The sequence below is a fragment of the Deinococcus arcticus genome, assembly GCF_003028415.1.
In the GTDB taxonomy this organism is placed as follows: domain Bacteria; phylum Deinococcota; class Deinococci; order Deinococcales; family Deinococcaceae; genus Deinococcus; species Deinococcus arcticus.
In genome coordinates, this window is sequence record NZ_PYSV01000007.1 from 179,421 (window position 1) to 197,236 (window position 17,816).

General features: G+C 69.7%; 19 protein-coding genes and 1 riboswitch. Of the genes, 4 read left to right on the top strand and 15 right to left on the bottom strand.

Annotation, left to right across the window (positions count from 1 at the left end; translation table 11 throughout):
- Positions 1 to 557: 557 nt before the first annotated feature.
- From C8263_RS09275 to murD, 3 genes are all read right to left on the bottom strand, one after another.
- Positions 558 to 1,373, bottom strand: a complete 816-nt coding sequence (locus C8263_RS09275) for an EamA family transporter (RefSeq protein WP_107137862.1) — start codon at positions 1,371 to 1,373, stop codon at positions 558 to 560.
- A gap of 79 nt (positions 1,374 to 1,452) precedes the next feature.
- On the bottom strand, positions 1,453 to 2,562 hold the full coding sequence (locus tag C8263_RS09280; protein WP_107137826.1) for an FtsW/RodA/SpoVE family cell cycle protein: 1,110 nt from the start codon (positions 2,560 to 2,562) through the stop codon (positions 1,453 to 1,455).
- Positions 2,559 to 3,827, bottom strand: a complete 1,269-nt coding sequence (gene murD, locus C8263_RS09285; RefSeq protein WP_107137863.1) for a UDP-N-acetylmuramoyl-L-alanine--D-glutamate ligase — start codon at positions 3,825 to 3,827, stop codon at positions 2,559 to 2,561. Before murD ends, C8263_RS09280 begins: the two co-directional genes overlap by 4 nt.
- Positions 3,828 to 3,945: 118 nt before the next feature.
- Between murD and C8263_RS09290 the strand changes: the two genes are divergently transcribed.
- Positions 3,946 to 5,133 carry a hypothetical protein gene (locus tag C8263_RS09290; RefSeq protein ID WP_107137827.1) on the top strand — a complete coding sequence of 396 codons (1,188 nt, stop codon included), beginning with the start codon at positions 3,946 to 3,948 and terminating at the stop codon, positions 5,131 to 5,133.
- A 55-nt stretch (positions 5,134 to 5,188) separates the two neighbouring features.
- On the opposite strand, the gene C8263_RS09295 is transcribed toward C8263_RS09290, so the two are convergent.
- The 3 genes from C8263_RS09295 to C8263_RS09305 all read right to left on the bottom strand — a co-directional run bounded on the left by C8263_RS09295 (position 5,189) and on the right by C8263_RS09305 (position 8,393).
- Positions 5,189 to 6,046, bottom strand: a complete 858-nt coding sequence (locus tag C8263_RS09295; RefSeq protein ID WP_107137828.1) for a hypothetical protein — start codon at positions 6,044 to 6,046, stop codon at positions 5,189 to 5,191.
- A 90-nt stretch (positions 6,047 to 6,136) separates the two neighbouring features.
- Positions 6,137 to 7,537 carry a methylenetetrahydrofolate--tRNA-(uracil(54)-C(5))-methyltransferase (FADH(2)-oxidizing) TrmFO gene (gene trmFO / locus C8263_RS09300; RefSeq protein ID WP_107137829.1) on the bottom strand — a complete coding sequence of 467 codons (1,401 nt, stop codon included), beginning with the start codon at positions 7,535 to 7,537 and terminating at the stop codon, positions 6,137 to 6,139.
- Between the two features lie 64 nt (positions 7,538 to 7,601).
- Positions 7,602 to 8,393: a YdcF family protein gene (locus C8263_RS09305; RefSeq protein ID WP_107137830.1), complete on the bottom strand. Its 792-nt coding sequence runs from the start codon at positions 8,391 to 8,393 to the stop codon at positions 7,602 to 7,604.
- 43 nt (positions 8,394 to 8,436) lie between these two features.
- Between C8263_RS09305 and C8263_RS09310 the strand changes: the two genes are divergently transcribed.
- Positions 8,437 to 9,042, top strand: coding sequence for a DUF305 domain-containing protein (locus tag C8263_RS09310; RefSeq protein ID WP_107137831.1), 606 nt, complete (start codon positions 8,437 to 8,439; stop codon positions 9,040 to 9,042).
- A 31-nt stretch (positions 9,043 to 9,073) separates the two neighbouring features.
- Here the strand turns inward: C8263_RS09310 and C8263_RS09315 are convergent, their stop codons facing one another.
- Together C8263_RS09315 and C8263_RS09320 are read right to left on the bottom strand one after the other, a co-directional pair.
- A complete protein-coding gene (locus tag C8263_RS09315; RefSeq protein ID WP_107137832.1) occupies positions 9,074 to 9,382 on the bottom strand; it encodes a hypothetical protein in 309 nt (102 codons plus the stop codon).
- Positions 9,383 to 9,474: 92 nt separating this feature from the next.
- Positions 9,475 to 10,335, bottom strand: coding sequence for a GNAT family N-acetyltransferase (locus C8263_RS09320; RefSeq protein WP_107137833.1), 861 nt, complete (start codon positions 10,333 to 10,335; stop codon positions 9,475 to 9,477).
- A gap of 354 nt (positions 10,336 to 10,689) precedes the next feature.
- On the opposite strand from C8263_RS09320, the gene C8263_RS09325 reads away from it, so the two are divergent.
- A complete protein-coding gene (locus C8263_RS09325) occupies positions 10,690 to 11,271 on the top strand; it encodes a DUF4258 domain-containing protein (protein WP_107137864.1) in 582 nt (193 codons plus the stop codon).
- A 92-nt stretch (positions 11,272 to 11,363) separates the two neighbouring features.
- Here the strand turns inward: C8263_RS09325 and C8263_RS09330 are convergent, their stop codons facing one another.
- The 7 genes from C8263_RS09330 to C8263_RS09360 all read right to left on the bottom strand — a co-directional run bounded on the left by C8263_RS09330 (position 11,364) and on the right by C8263_RS09360 (position 16,982).
- Positions 11,364 to 11,762, bottom strand: coding sequence for a hypothetical protein (locus tag C8263_RS09330; protein WP_107137834.1), 399 nt, complete (start codon positions 11,760 to 11,762; stop codon positions 11,364 to 11,366).
- Between the two features lie 76 nt (positions 11,763 to 11,838).
- Positions 11,839 to 13,023 carry a cytochrome P450 gene (locus tag C8263_RS09335; RefSeq protein ID WP_107137835.1) on the bottom strand — a complete coding sequence of 395 codons (1,185 nt, stop codon included), beginning with the start codon at positions 13,021 to 13,023 and terminating at the stop codon, positions 11,839 to 11,841.
- Complete coding sequence (locus C8263_RS09340) at positions 13,020 to 13,484, bottom strand: MarR family winged helix-turn-helix transcriptional regulator (RefSeq protein WP_107137836.1); 465 nt, start codon at positions 13,482 to 13,484, stop codon at positions 13,020 to 13,022. Before C8263_RS09340 ends, C8263_RS09335 begins: the two co-directional genes overlap by 4 nt.
- A 214-nt stretch (positions 13,485 to 13,698) precedes the next feature.
- Positions 13,699 to 15,264: a bifunctional phosphoribosylaminoimidazolecarboxamide formyltransferase/IMP cyclohydrolase gene (gene purH, locus C8263_RS09345; RefSeq protein ID WP_107137837.1), complete on the bottom strand. Its 1,566-nt coding sequence runs from the start codon at positions 15,262 to 15,264 to the stop codon at positions 13,699 to 13,701.
- Between the two features lie 51 nt (positions 15,265 to 15,315).
- Positions 15,316 to 15,400, bottom strand: a riboswitch (ZMP/ZTP riboswitch).
- Positions 15,401 to 15,717: 317 nt separating this feature from the next.
- Complete coding sequence (locus C8263_RS09350) at positions 15,718 to 16,269, bottom strand: hypothetical protein (protein ID WP_107137838.1); 552 nt, start codon at positions 16,267 to 16,269, stop codon at positions 15,718 to 15,720.
- A gap of 54 nt (positions 16,270 to 16,323) precedes the next feature.
- Positions 16,324 to 16,557, bottom strand: coding sequence for a hypothetical protein (locus C8263_RS09355; protein WP_107137839.1), 234 nt, complete (start codon positions 16,555 to 16,557; stop codon positions 16,324 to 16,326).
- Positions 16,558 to 16,628: 71 nt separating this feature from the next.
- Entirely contained in the window at positions 16,629 to 16,982 is a 354-nt protein-coding gene (locus C8263_RS09360; RefSeq protein WP_107137840.1) for a winged helix-turn-helix transcriptional regulator, read from the bottom strand.
- An 89-nt stretch (positions 16,983 to 17,071) separates the two neighbouring features.
- Between C8263_RS09360 and C8263_RS09365 the strand changes: the two genes are divergently transcribed.
- Entirely contained in the window at positions 17,072 to 17,692 is a 621-nt protein-coding gene (locus C8263_RS09365) for a nitroreductase family protein (protein ID WP_107137841.1), read from the top strand.
- Positions 17,693 to 17,816: the final 124 nt, after the last annotated feature.

A 17,816-nucleotide genomic window follows, 5' to 3' on the forward strand; every position in this document is an offset into this window, starting at 1 on the left:
GACGTTGGCAATGGACAACGTTGACTGACGGTGTAGAGCCACCAACCTCCGTCCCCGCGCTGTACGCCGTGGCCTGTCTTCGCCCATCGCCGGACGCCCGCGCGCTTCGCGCCAAGGAGGAAGTGAGCCTATGTCACCCAATCAAGATGAGTGAGGGGCCGCCCCCGAACGGATGGGGCCACGTTCGACGGCTTCCGTTGCTTGCCCCGTAAAGGCGAAGGGTGGAGACGCTTCACACACGAGGTTCGACTTTCAAAAACACAACGGCCAAGTGCTCACTCTGCTCTTTGCTGTTTAAAAGTAGAACTTTCTGGACCGCACCAAGCCTTCTTGCCCCGGTAATGCCCGGGTCCAGACGAGGCCGTCGTGCCCGAAGGGCGCGGGCCATTGCGCGGTCTCGGAGGATGGCGTCGAAGCCGGACACGTTGACGAAGAGAGCGAGCCTGCCAACGCCAGTAGAAACTCTTGCTCAGCGCAGCGCTGCTCCCCCCTGCCCCTTTGGGGTAGGGGGGCTGGGGGGGTGGGGCGAGCTGGTAGTCAGCCGCACCCCATACCCCCTACGACCCCTCCCCCCGCTTCCCCGTCCAGTTAATCCCCGCACTTGCCGCAATCACACACCCCATCGCCACCCCCTGCACCACGGTCAGCCGCTCGTGCAAGAACAGCAGTCCACTCAGCGCCGCCAGCGCCGGCTCCAGGCTCATCATCACGCCGAACACCCGCGCCGGAATGGCCCGCAGGGCGCGCATTTCCAGGGTGTAGGGCAGGGCGCTCGACAGCGCCGCCACCGCCAGCCCGGTCAGCAGCACGGCAGGCGACAGCAGGGCCGGGCCGGCCTGCGCCGCGCCGAAGGGCAGGGTGACCAGGGCCGCCACCAGCATGCCCGCCACCACACCCGTGCTGCCCGGCACCCGGCGCCCCACCGCCCCACCGGCCAGAATGTACGCCGCCCACAGCGCCCCGGCCGTTAGTGCCAGCGCAATGCCCAGGGGCGAGACCGCATGGGCCCCCTCGCCGCCGATGGGAGCGATCAGGGCAATGCCCACGCCCGCCAGGGCCACCCAGCCCACATCGGCTGCGCGGCGTGACAGGGCCAGGGCCAGCAGCAGCGGCCCCACGAATTCCAGCGTGACCGCCAGTCCCAGCGGCAGAAAGCGCAGCGACTCGTAAAAGGCGAGGTTCATCAGGCCCAGGGCCACGCCGTAGGGGGCAATGGCCGCCCAGTCGGCACGCGTCAGTTGGCGCAGGTTGGGACGAAACACGGCCAGCAGCAGGGCCGCCGCCAGGGTCACGCGCAGGGTGGTGGTACCTGCCGCGCCCAGGGCCGGAAACAGCGTCTTGGCAAAGGCGGCGCCGCCCTGAATGCTCAGCATGGCCAGCAGCAGGGCGGGCACTGGCGGCAGGCTGAACCGGCCGGGCCTGGGCAGGGCCGCCGCGCCGGGCACGGGCGGCTCAGTCGGCACTCAGGGCCACCGGGGTTTCGGGCTCAGGCTCGGGCAGGGCGCGGCGCACCTCGCGCATGGCGGAGTGGATGATGCCCAGCGCGACGCTCATGGTCATCATGCTGGAAAAGCCGTAGCTGACCAGCGGCAGCGGCACCCCGGTCACGGGAAAGATGCCGGCCGCCACACACAGGTTCACGAACGCCTGCCCCACGATCATGAACATGGCGCCAATCGCCAGCACGCTGGCGCCGTGGATTTCCGGGGTCATGGGCCGCACCCGGCTGGCCAGATGCGCCACGTCCAGCGCCGTGGCCACAATCAGCCAGTAGGCAAACAGCAGCATGGCCACCCCCAGCAGCCCCGAACTGAAGCCCACCGAGGCCACAATCATGTCGGTGTGCTCGCCAAAATACTCGTACCGCAGGCCATCTGGTCCCTGGCCAGTAATGCCGCCCATGCGCAGGTCGCGGTGGGCCAGCCCAATCTGGTCCAGGCCCTGTGAAGGCACCTCGCCCCGGTTCTGGTGACCGGTCAGGCGTTCCATGATGTACGGATTGCGCTCCACATAGATGCCCGCCACCGGAATGGCCAGCAGCCCCAGCGCCAGCATGAAGCCGCTGATGTTGCTGATGCGCACGCCCGCCGCGTACATGAGGATGATGCCCAGCGAGAACATCAGGACGCTGCTGCCCAGGTCCGGCTCCCAGAACACCAGCCCCGTGGTCAGCACGATCATGCCCGTGGCGCTGATCAGCTTGTTCTGCACGCCCCGGCGCGCAAAGAACGACGCCAGCATCATCACCAGCCCCAGCTTGGCCATCTCGGAGGGCTGAAAGCGGATCACGCCAAAATCCAGCCAGCGCCGGGTGCCGGAACTTTCGGCGGTGCCCACCCCAATAAAGTGCACCAGCACCAGCAGCACCAGGGTCATGCCCCACACCCAGGGCCCCAGTTGCAAAAACGCCCGGGGCCGCAGCCGCGCGGCCAGCAGCGTCAGGCCCAGCGCCAGCAGCGCCTTGGGGCCGTGGTCGAAAATCTTGGCGGGGTCCACGGCGGCAATGCCAATCAGGCCCATGCTGATCAGCAGCACCTGGGCAATCAGCAGCTGCACGCTCACGGGCAGGCCTCGGCCAGGGCCTGGGCCGCGCGGCGAAAGCTCTCGCCCCGGGCCTTGTAGTCGCGGAACTGATCGAAACTGGTGCCCACCGGGGCCAGCAGCACGGTGCCGCCGCCGGGCAGGGCCTCCAGGCCCGCCTGCACGGCGGCGCGCATGGTGGCCTCGCCGTCCTCGCCGCCCACCACGCGGTAGGGCAGCCCCAGGGCGCGGGCCATGGTTTCGCCGTCCTCGCCAAAAGCGATCACCTGGGCCACCCGGCCCTGGGCCGCCGCTCGCAGCGGGGCCAGTTCGGCGCCCTTGTCCCGGCCGCCCACCAGCCATGCCACGGGGGGGCGGGCGCGGTCCAGGGCCGCCTGTACGGCCAGCGTGCGCGTGGCGATGGAGTCCTCGATAAAAGTCACGTTCCCCACCTGCGCCACGGTTTCAAAGCGGCCCGCAACCGGCTGGGCGGCCCTGAGGGCGGCGGCCAGCACCGGCGCGTGGACCGCGCGGCCCATCCGGGTCAGCAGCGCCTCGGCGGCCAGCAGGGCGGCGGCGGCGTTGGCCGGGTGGACGCCGGGGGGCAGCTCGGCCGGGTCCAGCACCGTCTGGCCGCCCGCCAGCATCAGCCGCTCGGGGTCAAAGGCGCGCACCTGGGCCTGGGTGGGCACGGCCAGCCCGGCGGGCAGCACCAGCACGTCGCCAGCTTCCTGCCCGGCGGTGATGTTGCGCTTGGCCCCGTGGTACGCCTCGACGGTGCCGTGGCGGTCCAGGTGGTCCACTCCCAGGTTGGTGATCACCGCCACCGGCAGGCGCAGGCCCGGTACCCGTTCCAGCTGAAAGCTCGAGAGTTCCACCACCGCCACCTCGGCCTCATCCACCACGTCCAGCAGCGGCGGGTCAATGTTGCCGCCCTCCAGCGCCCGCAGCCCGGCGGCCCGCAGCAGCTGGGCCACCAGCACGGTGGTGCTGCCCTTGCCCGCCGTGCCGGTAATGCCCACCATGGGCAGCGCCGGGCGGGCGCGGGCGGCCAGCACCACCTCGCCAATCACCTCGGCACCGGCCGCGCGCAGCTGCGCCAGATCCGGGTGGTCAATGGGCACGCCGGGCGCGGCCACCACTGTTCGGTAGGGGCGCGAGACGTCGCCCGGCGCCCAGCCCAGCTCCGCCATCAGCGCCAGATCCTCGGCCGCTGGGCGCGCGTCGATCCACTCGGCCCCCATGCCCTCGCGGGCCAGAAAGCGCGCCGCCCCCCGGCCACTGCGCCCCAGTCCGTATACCAGCACCCCGTCGTTCACGCCCCCACCATAGAGCAGGGGCGGGGCGCGGCGCTTGAGAAGCGCGCCCACATGGGCAAGAATCGGCAAGACACCCCCAAGCCGCCCCCATTCACCGGAGGTTTTGATGCTGCGCCGCGCTGCCCTGCTGACCCTGGCCCTGCCCTTCCTGACTGCCGCGCTGGCCGGGGGCGCCGCGCCCCATGCGCCGGGCGTGGCGCTCCCCGTGCCCCACCTCAGCGCCCCGGTGCGCGAGGTGGCCCTGGTCGCCGCCCCGGACGGCACCCTGCACCTGGGCGCGGTGGTGGACAGCGGCCGTTTCAATTCCGGGCGCGGCACCTTTACCGGGCGGGTGGTGCGGGTGTGGCGCGCCCAGCGTGGGGCGTGGCAGCCGCTGGGGGGCGTGCTGAACTACCGCCAGCCCCGCCCGGCCTCGAACCTGAATCTGGTGCTGGACGAGCAGGGCCGCCCCGCCGCCGTGTGGAACGAGAACTACGGTGACAACGACATCGTGGAGTTGCGGGCGTGGCGTGAGGGCGAGGGCTGGACCGACTGGGGCACCCGTTACCTGGGCGACGATCTGCCCTATGCCGCGCGCACCCGCGCGGTGGCCGCGTGGCGGGGCGAGGTGGTGCTGGCCTGGGGCGAATACCTGCGCAAGCCCGACGGCAGCCAGCTGACGGTGCGGCGCTGGGACCCGGCCCAGAAAAGCTGGGTGCGGGGCCCAGCCTTTAACGACCTCCGCGCGTTTTCCCGCACCCCGGCCCTGGCCCTGACCCGCAGCGGGCAGCCAGTGGTGGCGTGGCTGCAGGGCGAGGTGACCGAAAGCCGCGTGCTGGCCTCACGCTGGGATGGGGCGCGCTGGCAGGCACTGGGGGGCGCCCTCAACGATGGCCCCGCCTACGTGGCCTCCACCCGCATGGTCCTGGACGGCCAGGACCGGCCCACGGTGGCGTGGCTGCAGCAGGTGCAGGGCCAGGACACGCTGCTGGCCCGCCGCTGGAACGGCGCGCACTGGGTACCGATGGGCGGGGCGCTCAGCCGGCTCTACGCCTCGGCGCCCGCGCTGGCCACTGACCCGGCCGGGCACGCGGTCCTGGCCTGGGTGGAAGAACGCATTGGCGACGGCCTGGGCCAGATTCACGCCGCGCGCTGGAACGGGCAGACGTGGGCCGCGTGGCCGGTGCTCAACCGGAACGCTCGGCGCGACGCGCGCTCGCCGGCGGTGGCGGTGGACCGGCAGGGAAGGGTGACGGTCGCCTGGCGCGAGGATGTGGGGGGGCGGTATACGTTGCAGGTGCAGCGGTTGCGGTAGGGAAGACGCTCACGGTGCCGGAACGCTGAGGGACAGCCGCCTCACGCCTTCCCGGTCAGGGTTTGGTGTACACGATCACGCGGGTGGTGGTTGCCGCCAGCTCTTTTCTGTCGCCGTCGTGCTCGTATTCACGCCGCTCCACCCAGTTTCCGGCCGCGTCCATCACATAGTCGAAGGTTGTGGTGGTCTGACTGCGGCGCTGATTGTTCTTCTCAAACCGGGCGTCCACGACTTTGACAGGGAATCCGGCGCTGTTGTAATCAGTCGTGGTGACCTTGATTGGGTAGATGCTGTTCACCTCACGCCGTTCCTGCCGCACGAGTCGGCCGTTCTGGTAGGTGAAGGTCGTCACGTCTGTATCGTTCTTGTACCGCTCCGTCGTCTGGACATGCCGGATGACCTGCCCCTGCGCGTTCAGCGTGTATTCGTGGGTTCTGGGCACGAAACCGTAGTACGCCGTCTCCCTTTCCGTGATGCTCAGGGACGCGTAGCTGCAAGTGGCAATGGTTTCAAGGGGCCGGCGGGGACCGTCCGTGCCCAGCACACGCGTGAGTCGGCCCTGGGCGTCGTATTCATAAACCTCCTGCGAGGTCTTTGTGCCCGAGCGGACCGTGTTCATGGTGATATTCACCGTGCTGGGCTTTCCAGCAGTGGTATAGCTGTAGGCCTCGCTGTAAGAGGAGTTGCCCAGCAGGCTGGAAATCGTTTCGCTGACCCTGCCGCGCAGCAGACCTGCGCTGTAAGCCTGCGTCTCTTTGTCTGTCCAGGAAGGGCTCATGACCTCGGTGGAGGTGACGTTGACCACTCTGTCCAGCTGAACCAGGTCCTGGGCTGGGCGGGGAACACAGTACGTTGCGCCGGCCTGAGCTGTAAGAATCAACGCGATCAGGGCACACTTGCCGAAGAACTTCATGTTCCCCAGTGTAGGCTGCTGGCGTTGACTCTTCATCTGCTCTTCATGTCTGGTGCTCCGTCACCTGTCTGCGCGGGGCCAACTGAGCTCTCAGGCGCTGGCGGCCTCAGGCTCTGCTGTGGACTGGGCCAGCAGAGCGGGCACGGTCACGCTCAGTCCAGCTTCGGCCTGTGCCCAGGCCATAAACGCGTTCAGGCCACGGCGGAACATCACCGGGCGCTTCTCGCGCTTGCCCAGCTTGCGGGGTTTGCCGGTCTTAGGGTTCACCTCGGCGGGCAGTTCGGGCACCAGGGCCCAGTTCACGTTCATGGGCTGGAACCCCTTGGGGTTGGCGCTGGCCAGGTAACGGGTCAGGCCGCCCAGCATGGACTCGGCCGGGGGGGTCAGGGGCGGCAGGCCCAGCGCCAGCCGGGCGGCGTTGGTGCCGGCCAGCCAGCCGGTCGCTGCACTTTCCAGGTAGCCTTCCGTGCCGGCCAGTACGCCCGCCACAAACTTCTGCTCATCGGCGCGCAGTTGCAGGGTGGACTCCAGGACGGTGGGCGCGTTCAGGTACGTGTTGCGGTGCATCACGCCGTAGCGCACGATCTCGGCATTTTCCAGACCCGGAATGAGCTGCACCACCGCCTTCTGGTCGCCCCACTTCAGGCCGGTCTGAAAGCCCACCAGGGACCACATCCGGCCCTCGCGGTCTTCCTGGCGCAGCTGGGCCACGGCGTAGGGCCAGCGCCCGGTGCGTGGGTTGTCCAGGCCCTTGGGGCTCATGGGGCCAAAGCGCGGGGTATCCACGCCCCGGCGCGCAATTTCTTCAATGGGCATGCAGCCTTCAAAGAATTCCAGCTTTTCCCAGTCGTGCGGCGTGTGGGCGCGGGCCTGTTCCAGCGCCTCAAAAAACGCCAGATACTCGTCCTTGGTAAAAGGGCAGTTGATGTAATCCGCGCTCTGGTCGTAGCGGCCCGCGCGCCACGCGCTGTCCATGTTGATGCTCTCGAAGGCAATCACCGGCGCGGCGGCGTCGTAGAAGCTCAGGCGCTCGCTGCCGGTCAGCCGCGCGAGGTCGGCGGCCAGCGCGTCCGAGGTCAGGGGCCCAGAGGCGATCACAGCAATGCCCTCCGGGACCGCCGTGACCTCCTCGCCCAGCACCTCAATCAGCGGGTGCTCGCGCACCGCCTGGGTCACGCGGGCGCTGAATTCGTCGCGCTCCACGGCCAGCGCGTTGCCTGCCGGCAGCCTGGAGGCGTCGGCCGCCCCCACCACCGCGCCGCCCACACTGCGCAGTTCGGCCTGCAGCAGGCCCTTGCTCTGCAGTTCGCCCTCGCCGCCCAGCGAGTTGCTGCACACCAGTTCGGCAAAGTTGCCGCTGCGGTGCGCCGGGGTCATCCTGACCGGCCGCATTTCATACAGGCGCACCCGCACGCCCAGCCGCGCGGCGGCCAGCGCCGCCTCTGAACCTGCCAGGCCCGCGCCCACCACCGTGATCATCCGCTCACTCATCAAGCAGCGAGTGTAGGCGAAGGGGAACAGGGGATTTGTGGGATGGGCAAGGGGGGGGCCGCCTCTACCGCTCCGGCGTGCCGCCCAGCGCCGCCTTCAGGCGCGACAGGCCCTCGTAGGCCAGAATGCGCGCAGCCCACAGGCGGTCAGACGGCAGGGGCAGCGTCTCATCAAAGCGGATCTCGGGGGCAGGCACGCTCAGCACGCCCACGCCCTGGGCCCGGAACAGGGCCGCCGCGCGGCGCGAGTGGCTGGGGCTGGTGACCAGCAGCACCCGGGTCCAACCGCGCGCCCGGGCGAGGTCGCGCACCCGGGCCGCCTCGTCGCGGGTGGTGGTCACGTTGGCCAGGGTGACCACCTGCGGGCCCGGCGAAGGCACCAGTGCGCGGAGGTGCGCCTGGGCCAGGGTACTGATTTTCGGACACCCCCGGGGCCCGATCCGCCCGGACTGTTCGGACACCGTGACCAGGGGCGCGTAGCCCGCCCGCCACAGTTCCAGCCCCCGCACCAGGCGGCTGAGGCTGCTGGGCTCCAGGGTGCGGGTGCCGCACTGCACCCCGCCCCCCAGCACCACAATGGCGTCGGCGGGCTGGGGCCCCTGGGCCAGGGTCAGGGCGGCCAGAGGCGCGCGCAACACTGGGGTCAGCAGGCACAGCCACAGGCCCAGGGCCAGCGCGCCCGCGCCCAGGCGCAGCGCCCGCCACGCGGGCGGCCATGCCCCGGCCAGGGTCCCGGCCAGCACCAGCGCCAGCAGCAGGCCCACAGGCGCGCGCACATCTCCGAAAAAGGCAGCCAGCAGGCCCAGGGCCGCGCCCAGTGCGCCGCCGCCGGCCACGTTCTGCCATCTGCGCTCCATGCGGGGCAAGTCTACCTGCTGGCCCTGCCTATACTCGCCTCTGATGCGCCGCCGACTCCTGCTGCCCGCTTTGCTGCTGCTGGCCGCCCTGCTGGGTGTGGCCCTGCTTGTGGCCCCGCGCCTCTTGCCCCCGGGTGAGCAGAGCCCCGAGGTGCGCTTTGTGCGCGAGATGACCCAGCACCACACCCAGGCGGTGGACATGGCCATCCGCATCCGCGAGCGCAGCCGCGACGAGGCGCTGCGCACCATTGCCCTGGATATGCTGCTCTCGCAACAGGAACAGATTGGCCAGATGCGCGGCTGGCTGACCATCTGGGGCCGACCCTGGGGCGGCGAGGGCATGAGCGCGGGCCACGCCCGCCAGATGGGCATGGCCACCCCGGCCGAGGTGGCGCGCATCAGCACCCTGCCGCCCCGGCAGAGCGAGGTGCAATTTCTGCAGCTGATGACCCGTCACCACCAGGGGGCGCTGGCGATGGTCACGCCGGTGCTCTCTGCTGGCGTGCGCCCCGAGGTGCGGGCCCTGGCCAGGCAGATTCAGGGTGCCCAGGCCGCCGAGATTCGCCTGATGATCACACTGCTCAACGGCCGGGGCGCCCAGCCGCTGCCCGCGCCCGGTGTGGCTGGCGCCACCGAGCACAACCACTGAACGCAGTTGGGGACCTGTCGCCTGGGTGGCCCTACCCGCCGTCCTCGTCCCAGGCTTCGCGCTTGCTGTCTCGCCGGGCCTTGCGCCGCTCCTCCTTGCCGCTCTTGCGCTTAGGGCGCGGGGGCAGGGTCAGGACATAGGGCCGCTCGGGCTGGCAGGGGGCCGGCACCTCGCCCAGCGCCTCGCCGGGGTCGGCGGTGCGCAGGTTGCCCGCCACATGCAGGTGCCGCTCGCCGCAGTAGGGGCAACTGTCCACCACCCAGAACATGACGCGGGTGCCCGGCATATCCCGCAGGGTCACGAACGCGGGCTGCTGAGAACGCCGATCCTTCTTGGCCACGGGGGCAGCTTACGGCCGGTCCCGGGGGCGCATCTGTGGGCAAGCCCGGGTTTGGGTGGGCGGGGCGTAACCAGCGCGCCGCCCACACGCCCCTACACGTCCTCGTCGCCCTCTTTCATGTAGGTGACCACGCTGCGGCAGTGGGTCAGGCCCGCGCGGGCATACAGGGCGCGGGCCGGTTTCATATGGTCATGGGCGCGCACGCGCAGGGTGCGGAGTTCCGGGTGGGTGTCAGCCTCGGCGGCGGCCAGGGCCAGCAGGGTCAGGCCGTAGCCCTGGCCGCGCTCGGCCGGATGCACCGCCACATAGGTCACGTCGGCACGGGCTTCTTCGGCATTGAATTCCAGCTCGGCAAATCCCACCGCCTGCTCGCCGCGCAGCAGCCCCACCAGCCGCACGTCAGGGCGCGCAAAATGCTCGTCCACCTGTTCTGGCGTCCAGGTCAGGCGCTCGGCCCAGGTGTCCTCGCTGGCGCGAAACAGCTCGCGGTAGGTGGCCAGCGGCAGGCGGTGAACAATGCGGTGCCCGGCCGGCGCGCAGGCGTTCGGCGTCAGGCGCGAGAGCGGCGCGCTGTAAAAGTCGGTGGTGTGCATGGCGGCAAAGCCAGCCGCTTCCAGCGCCCCGCGCACCGGCAGGTTGTCACGCGCGGCAAAGGCGTACACGGGCAGGCCCTCGGCCCGTTCCAGCGCGCCGCGCAGCAGCGGCCCCACCTGCCCGCCGTCGCTGATGGGCCCTTCCATGACCAGGCCATCCCGGAAGGGGGTCAGGCTGCAGTAGGCCAGCACGCCTTCCTCACCCACGTCCACCAGGCAGGTGCAGTCCTCGCACTCGACTTTCAGCTCGCTTTCGCTGCGCGCCTCCGGCGAGAACACTTCGCGTTCGGGGGCGTCGTCCATCCAGTTGAGCAGGGCAAGCACATCGGGCACATCCGTGGCCAGCATGGATCGGATCATGGCAGTGACCTCCGACGAGGGGTAGGGCAACAAGGGGGCAACACCGAACACACTGTCTAACCAGACACAATCAGGGTAGCCACCCGCCGCCGGGCGTGTCTGCGCCGTTCGTCACGCTGCCGGGCCGGGGGGGCGTGCTATGCTGCGCCCATGCCCTGAACAGGGTACGCCGCCCCCTTCCCCACAGACACGAACAGCGTGTTTGAGGGGCCTTTTCTTTTTTGGCCCCCCGCGCGGGGCCCCAGCGCAGGCGGTTTTTTCCGGAGGTGCTTTGCCGTGACCAGACACCGCAACAGAAGCCCGGGCGCCCCCACAGCGGGCGAGCGCTCCCCCCAGGCCATCAAACTGGGTGAGGTGCAGGCCAGCACCGACCTGCTGCACCTGCGGGCCCAGCTGGCGCGCGCCGAAAAGGCCGCGCGGCGCACCCCGGCGGCGCCCCCGCCCCGCCCCGCCTCGCCCCAGGCGCCCCTGAAACCGCAGCGGCAGGCCGAACTGGCCGGGGTCAGCACCGATGACTTCAGCCTCGCGCGGGCGCACGCCCGCCTGCGCGACGCCGTGTACGACGGCCGCTACCACCTGTGCCCGCACGCCATCAGCCACGCCCGCGCCGAGGGCTTCCTGGAGCATGACGTGCTGAATGTGCTGCTGACTGGCCGGGTGCGCGCCGTGTACACCGAGGAAAGGCGCTGGCTGGTGTGCGGGTACTTTGAAGCCTGTGGGGTGGCCCTGCCCCTGCATGTGGTGGCCGAGCCGCACGCGGACGGTCACGTGGACATCGTGACGGCCTTTGTGCCCCGGCACCCGCACCACATCATCAGCCGCGCCCGGCTGGCGCTGATGCTGCGCTACGACGACCAGACCGTGCGTGCCCGCACCGCCCACGCCGGCAACCGGGTGGGCCACCGGGGCAAGGGCCGCTGGAAAAAGAGCGCATAGGCGGCAGCGCCAGCAGACACGGCGGGGCAGAGAACAGTGGCCTTGCCGCTCTTCTGGGTGCTGGCCTGGCAGAGCCCAGGGCCGCGCACGGCTCAGCGCGCGACGTTCATGTACTGGTTGTACAGCTCTCCCTGCCACTGGGCATGGCCCTGAATCCGGAAATGCACCTCGGCCAGCGGCACAGGCTGCCCGGCGCCGTCCACAAACTGCAGTCCGCCCTCATGCCGGACGTTCAGCCAGTGCTCGACCATCGGAATAACCCTCTGGGCCGTGTCGGGTTGCTCCAGCAGGCGCCGGAAACTGCCGAACGACACCTGCCGGCCACTTCCGGCATCGGTGTAGCCCAGCCGCGTGGGCCGGGCCGCCGAGCCGCAGCCAGGGCACGGGACCGGCAGCCCGATCTGCTGTTCGTAGACCACCCAGGACGTGTGGCAGTCCGGACAACCCAGAATGATGTGTGGCTGATCCTGCGGGAGCGGCTGAAAGGGCATGCCGCCACCTTACCCAGTCGGCCGGGGGCCGTGGGCGCGGCCACCCTCAGGCCGCCTCCCCCTGTCCCTCATGCCTTCAGCGGCCCAGGGCCACGCGCAGGCCGCGCAGTTCGTAGCCCTGCACCACCTCGTTAAAGGTGACCGAGGGCGGCGAGACCAGGCGCAGGTCGCGCCACATCAGCAGCCGGCGCAGGAACACGTCGCTCTCGCGGATGGCCAGGAAGGCCCCCGGGCAGCGGTGGTGGCCGTCCCCGAATGCCAGCACGGGCGCCTGTACGCCGCGCGGCAGTGACCGACCCGGGCACAGGGCCGCCGGGTCTGCACCCGCCACGCCAGGGTCCTCGTTGGTGTCCCGCAGGTTCAGCGCCAGCAGGCTGCCGGCCGGAATCACCTCGCCGCCTACACTCAGGTCCTTGTGCGTGCGGCGGTACAGGGTGGAGACCACCGGCTCCACGCGCAGAATCTCGTGCAGCACCGCGTGACGCTCGCGTTCGGTGCCGTGAACGTAGTGCCAGCGCAGCTCCGGTTCGCGCAGCAGGTGCCACGCGGCCACCGTGATGAACTCGCGGGTGGTCACCATGCCGGCTGTGCCGTAGGTCAGGCACTCGGTCAGGATTTCCAGGTCGCTGTACTGCTGGTCCAGCAGGTGGCTGATGAGGTCGTCACGCCGCTGGCGCCGTCGCCGGGCGATGGCCGGTTTGACATCCAGCAGGTAAAAGGCCAGCAGGTGCCGCTGGTCCAGCACCTGCCGCAGGCGCGAGGCATCGTCGCCCCGGGGCCGGTCCCCCTCCACGAAGGTGGTCACGCGGCGGTGCAGCCCCGGCAGGGCGCTGTCGGTCAGGCCCACCACCTGGGCGGCCACCTGCACGGCCATGGTCAGGCTCAGGTCGTCCACCTTCGCCTCGCCGGCCTGGGTCAGCCGGGCCAGCAGACTGTCGGCCAGGGCGGCGATCATGGGGTGATAGGTCGCCACGGCGGCGGGGGTGAAGTACCGGGCGGTGTCCCGGCGCATCTCGTGGTGGGCGTCGCCCTCGGTGTACAGCACGGGCTTGCGGCGCAGCACACTGGCGTCCTGCAACCGCTCGGCGCCAAAGCCGGCCTGCACCACATCGTCGCTGCGCAGCACCTCACGCGCGGTCTGGAAGTCGTGAATGTGGTAGGCGGTGCCCTCCACGCGAACGGGCGCGCCGGGGCGGGGCTGGGCGGTGGGCTGGCGGGTCAGGGTGCCGTGGCCAAAGGGGCACTGGAGCGGGGTGGTCATGGCTGGTCCTCCGGGGACAGGGCGGCCAGGCGTTCGAGCGCGGCCGTCAGGGGGTCAAGGTCGGTGTTCAGGGTGCTCAGGGCGGGCGCGGTGACTGCCTGCACGGTCTGCATGGCCCCCGCCCACAGCACCTGCCCCAGAGGCTCGGTGTGCAGCTCGTGCGAGCGGGCGTCCGCAGGGTCACGGCGGCGGGCAATGGCGTGCAGGTCGTCCAGGCGGCGCAGAATGCGCGCAACTTCGTAGCGCGGCACCTTCAGCTGCCGCGCCAGTTCGGCGGGCGTGATGGGCCCCGCCTGCACATAACTCAGGGCAATGAAGGTGCGCAGGTCCAGGCCATGCTGGCGTTCCAGCGCCGTGTGCAGCCGCGTACTCATGACCTGCCACACGCCCCAGTACGCCGCCAGAAACCGCAGCGGTTGCGCCTGCAGGTCTGGTGAAGACGGGAGAGATACCGATAACATGATTGCAGTTTGCAACTATCTGGGAAGAGAAAGTTGAGAGGGGAGTGGACGGCAGCTCATGGACGGAGGGCAGGGCAAAGAGAGATGGGGCGCGCCATGAGGGGCGGAACCCCAGAGAAGCGGTGCAGCCGGGGCAAACCACAGAGGGTTTCTGCACCACAAGGGCGCGGCGGGGTTGCATTAACCCCCGTCGCGCCCCTCTGCTCCCCTCTGTCTAGTGCTTGAAGTGCCTGGAACCGGTGAACACCATGCTCAGGCCCAGCTCGTTGCAGGCGGCAATGACTTCGGGGTCGCGCTTGGCGCCACCGGGCTGAAGAATGGCGCGCACGCCCGCCCCCGCCGCCAGCCGCACCACATCGTCAAACGGGAAGAAGGCCTCGGAGGCCAGCACCGCGCCCTGGGCCAGCTCACCCGCATTGGCGACCGCGCGTTCGGCCGCCCAGATGCGGCTGACCGCCCCGGCCCCCAGGCCCACCGTGACCCCGCCACGGGCCAGCACCACGGCGTTGCTGCGCGCGTGCTTGACCGTGGCCCAGGCAAAGCGCAGGTCCAGCCATTCCTGCTCGGTGGGTTCGCGCCCTGTCACCACTTCGGGGCACAGGTCATCCCAGGGGCGGCTGTCGCGCTCCTGCACAGCAAAGCCGCCGGTCAGGGGCCGTACATCCAGCCGGCTGACCCCCGCCGCCGGGCCCACCACCAGCACCCGCAGGTCCGGCTTCTTCTCGGTGAACCACGCCACCGCCTCCGGGCTGACCTCGGGGGCGATCAGCACCTCCAGAAAGGTGCCGCGCATGGCCTGCGCCGCGTCCAGGTCCACCGGGCGGCTGACGGCCACCACCCCGCCGAACACACTCAGGGTATCGGCGTCCCGGGCGCGTTCCCAGGCGGCGCGGGCGCTCTGTGCCAGGGCCACGCCGCAGGGATTGGCGTGCTTGACGGCCACACACACGGCCTCGTGGCCGGGCACCGCCGCTTCCTGCTCGCTCAGTTCCTCGCACAGGGCCCAGGCGGCGTCCGCATCGGCGTAGTTGTTGAAGCTCATGGGCTTCCCACTCAGCAGCTGCGCGTCCAGCACCGGGCCCTGTGCGGCGCCCAGGCGGTAGATTGCGCCGGGCTGGTGCGGGTTCTCGCCGTAGCGCACCTGCGCGGCGCGGGTGAGGTTCAGGGCCAGCTGCTCAGGCAGGGCGGTGGGCAGCTCGTCCGAGGTGCCTTCGAGATAGGCAGTGATGGCGGCGTCGTATTCACTGGTGTGGCGGTAGGCCTTGGCGGCCAGTCGCTGGCGCTCGGCCGGGCTCACCTCGTCCTGCAGGGCCACCGGGTAATCGGCCGGGTCCACCAGCACCAGCACGCCCGCGTGATTCTTGGCCGCCGAGCGGATCATGGCGGGCCCACCGATGTCAATGTTCTCGATCACTTCGGGGAATTCGGCCCCGCGCGCCACCGTCTCCCGGAAGGGGTACAGGTTGACGCACACCAGATCAATGGTGCCGATGCCGTGCTGTTCCAATTGCTCCAGGTGCCCGGGTTCGCGGCGTGCCAGGATGCCGCCGTGCACCGCGGGGTGCAGGGTCTTGACCCGGCCGTCCAGCATCTCCGGGAAGCCGGTCACGTCGCTGACCTGCCGCGCGGCAACGCCCGCCTCGACAATGCTCTGGTAGGTGCCGCCCGTGCTCAGAATCTCCCAGCCGCGCTGGGCCAGCTGGCGTGCAAATTCCACCACGCCCGTCTTGTCGCTGACGGACAGCAGGGCGCGTCTGGGGGTGTGGGGTGCGTCGTTCACAGTGGTCTCCGGGGTCGAGGCCCGCTCCGGCACAGGCCAGAACGAACGTCGAACAGTGACCCAGGCGCGCGATCAGGAGGGGATTGGGGGCTTCCCCGTGGTCTGTCCACGTTCTGCGCCAGTCGCCCCCAACGCTTCAGCGGCCAGTGTAACGCGCCCCCTGGGCCGGGGTGTTCCGCGCTGCTGGACAGCGTGCCGAGAACGGCCCTGGGCTGAATGAGGGGATGGACTCAACTACAGAGCGTCTCCAGCGCAGGGGCCGGGTGCCCCAGTCATACGGCTTTCGAAAAATTCCGTAACACATTACGGAATTTTTTCGACCGAAGGGACTCGAAGAGCTGCGGAGCAGAGAAGGAACAAATGCGGATTTCCGGGAATTGGGCTGGAACAGCGCCGAAGGCGGGGAACATCCCCCTTCTTCCCGGATGGTACGGAAATGGACGGCAGTCCGTATCAGTTGCTGTTGCCGCTGCCGTCTGGGGAAGGGGCCTGCTGGGGACTGGCGGGCGCCGGGTCGCTGGCCCCCAGCAGGCGGCGCAGCTCTTGCAAAACGGCGCGCTCGCGGTCGTTCACCTGCTCACCGCCAATGCCCAGAAAGCCGCCTTCCTTGGCGGCCATGGCCACCTGTTCGGCCACGTTCAGCAGCAGCTGCCGGTAGGCCGCCGCGTCTTCCGGGCTGGCCTTGGCGCTGACCAGCCACGTGGCCTGCCGCACGCCCTGCAGGCTCTGCTCCCGGGCGTCGTCCATGGTGCGGGCGCGCTCCTGCTTGGGCAGGGTGGTGGGGGCCGGGGGCGTGCCCAGCAGATCGGCGGCCATGGCTTCGAGCAGCGGCGTGCGCCCGGCGGCACTGATGCCCTGACGCACGGCCTGTGACAGGGCCTGGGCTTCGGCCACCAGCCCGGTGATGCCGCTGGGGCTGGCGGCCACCACGGCGGCGCCGGCCCGGCCAGGCCCATTCATGACGGTGAACCATTCTTCGGCCGAGAACTGATCCTTGAGGCTCATGCCGTTCAGGGTACGCGGCCATGCACCGGGCCCACCTTGGGTCTTCATTGACCGTTATGCACCGTCCCGGGGCCGCACGGCGCCCAGGTCAAACCGGACTGCCTCGGTGTCCTCGCGCACGGCGCGCTCGTCCGGGGCCAGTCCGTGATGGCCGAACAGGCCCTGGGCGCTGAGCCCCTGACCCATGGCGTCGCCGCGCCGCTGGTCGGGCGCCACCAGAGGCTTGATGAAAAACGCCAGGCCGAGCAGCACGGTAGGCAGCACGATGAACAACAGCAGGGCCGTCATGGGGCCTCCGGGTGGGGGGCGGCAGGCCGAGGCGACCCTCTTAGCCGCCGCGCGCAGAGGTGCAGCCCGGCTCAGCAGGGCGAGGGTTCGGGGTGGGCGCCTTCTTCGTGCAGATGTGACTGGGCCCAGGCGCCAATGGCGTCAATGACGCTCTGCAGTTCCAGGCCAGCTGGCGTGAGGCTGTAGACGCTGCGGGCCAGCTTGCCGTGGCTGTCCTCGGTGCGCTTATGAATGAGGCTCAGCTGCTCCAGATGCTCCAGGCGCTGGGTCAGGGTGGCGCTGTTGCAGCCGCCGACGGCCCGGGCAAGCTCGTTAAACCCCTTTTCACCGTTCAGCAGGGCCCGCACGATGTGCAGTACCCATTTCTCCTGCAACACCCCGATGGCCCGGTAAACCGGGCAGAAACCAGTGTGTTCCATGCTCATGGTTCAGAGTGTACACAGATGTGGCTGACCCAATCATGACGAATCATACACCGCTTGACTTTTCAAAGCAGTGGGCCTAACATCCTGGAATGACTGCCACTGCCACCCGCCCCCTGAACGTGACTGAAGCCATTGAGAGCCGCCGCAGCATCCGCAAGTACGTGCAGGAGCCCATGAACCAGGATGATCTGCGCGAAATTCTGCGCCTGGCCAGCCTCGCGCCCAGCGCCTGGAATGCCCAGACGTGGCGCTTTGCCGTGGTGCAGGACCCCGCCGTCAAGGCGCAGCTGCAAGAGGCTGCCTACGGCCAGGGCCAGGTGACGAACGCCCCCGCCGTGATCGTGGTCTACAGCGACATGGAAGACACCCTGCAGACCGTGGAAGACACCGCCCACCCCGGCATGGGCGACGCGGGCCGCACCGGCCAGCGCACCACCTTTGACAACGTGTTCGGCCACCAGGACGTGGCCCAGCGTGGCCAGTGGGGACTGTCGCAGGCCAACATCGCCTTCGGCTTTCTGATGCTGGCGGCCCGTGGCCTGGACTACGACACGGTGCCCATGCTGGGCTTCCAGCCCGACAAGGTCAAGGCCATCCTGGGCCTGCCCGAGCACGTGCAGTTTGCTGGCCTGCTGCCCATCGGCAAGCGTGCCGAGGACGGCTTTCCCCACCACCGCCACAGCGTTGAGCGCCTGACCACGTTCTATTGAAGACCTGTTGCGCAGTAGCCGAAGGGGGAGCGGGGCGACGGGAACCGTCGCCCCGCTGGCTTAGCCCTAAATTTAGTGTGTGGATAGGTAGAGTCGGCGTTGCCAGCGGAGATTGACGAGTCCG

What these genes read in the sequence shown, in the direction of transcription:
- C8263_RS09335 (WP_107137835.1), bottom strand. Translation starts at nt 13,023, where the DNA reads ATGACCACCCCGCTCCAGTGCCCCTTTGGCCACGGCACCCTGACCCGC.
- C8263_RS09305 (WP_107137830.1), bottom strand. Translation starts at nt 8,393, where the DNA reads ATGGAGCGCAGATGGCAGAACGTGGCCGGCGGCGGCGCACTGGGCGCG.
- C8263_RS09340 (WP_107137836.1), bottom strand. Translation starts at nt 13,484, where the DNA reads ATGTTATCGGTATCTCTCCCGTCTTCACCAGACCTGCAGGCGCAACCG.
- C8263_RS09275 (WP_107137862.1), bottom strand. Translation starts at nt 1,373, where the DNA reads ATGCTGAGCATTCAGGGCGGCGCCGCCTTTGCCAAGACGCTGTTTCCG.
- C8263_RS09365 (WP_107137841.1), top strand. Translation starts at nt 17,072, where the DNA reads ATGACTGCCACTGCCACCCGCCCCCTGAACGTGACTGAAGCCATTGAG.
- C8263_RS09360 (WP_107137840.1), bottom strand. Translation starts at nt 16,982, where the DNA reads ATGAGCATGGAACACACTGGTTTCTGCCCGGTTTACCGGGCCATCGGG.
- C8263_RS09355 (WP_107137839.1), bottom strand. Translation starts at nt 16,557, where the DNA reads ATGACGGCCCTGCTGTTGTTCATCGTGCTGCCTACCGTGCTGCTCGGC.
- C8263_RS09320 (WP_107137833.1), bottom strand. Translation starts at nt 10,335, where the DNA reads ATGATCCGATCCATGCTGGCCACGGATGTGCCCGATGTGCTTGCCCTG.
- C8263_RS09310 (WP_107137831.1), top strand. Translation starts at nt 8,437, where the DNA reads ATGCGCCGCCGACTCCTGCTGCCCGCTTTGCTGCTGCTGGCCGCCCTG.
- C8263_RS09330 (WP_107137834.1), bottom strand. Translation starts at nt 11,762, where the DNA reads ATGCCCTTTCAGCCGCTCCCGCAGGATCAGCCACACATCATTCTGGGT.
- C8263_RS09295 (WP_107137828.1), bottom strand. Translation starts at nt 6,046, where the DNA reads ATGAAGTTCTTCGGCAAGTGTGCCCTGATCGCGTTGATTCTTACAGCT.
- C8263_RS09350 (WP_107137838.1), bottom strand. Translation starts at nt 16,269, where the DNA reads ATGAGCCTCAAGGATCAGTTCTCGGCCGAAGAATGGTTCACCGTCATG.
- trmFO (WP_107137829.1), bottom strand. Translation starts at nt 7,537, where the DNA reads ATGAGTGAGCGGATGATCACGGTGGTGGGCGCGGGCCTGGCAGGTTCA.
- C8263_RS09290 (WP_107137827.1), top strand. Translation starts at nt 3,946, where the DNA reads ATGCTGCGCCGCGCTGCCCTGCTGACCCTGGCCCTGCCCTTCCTGACT.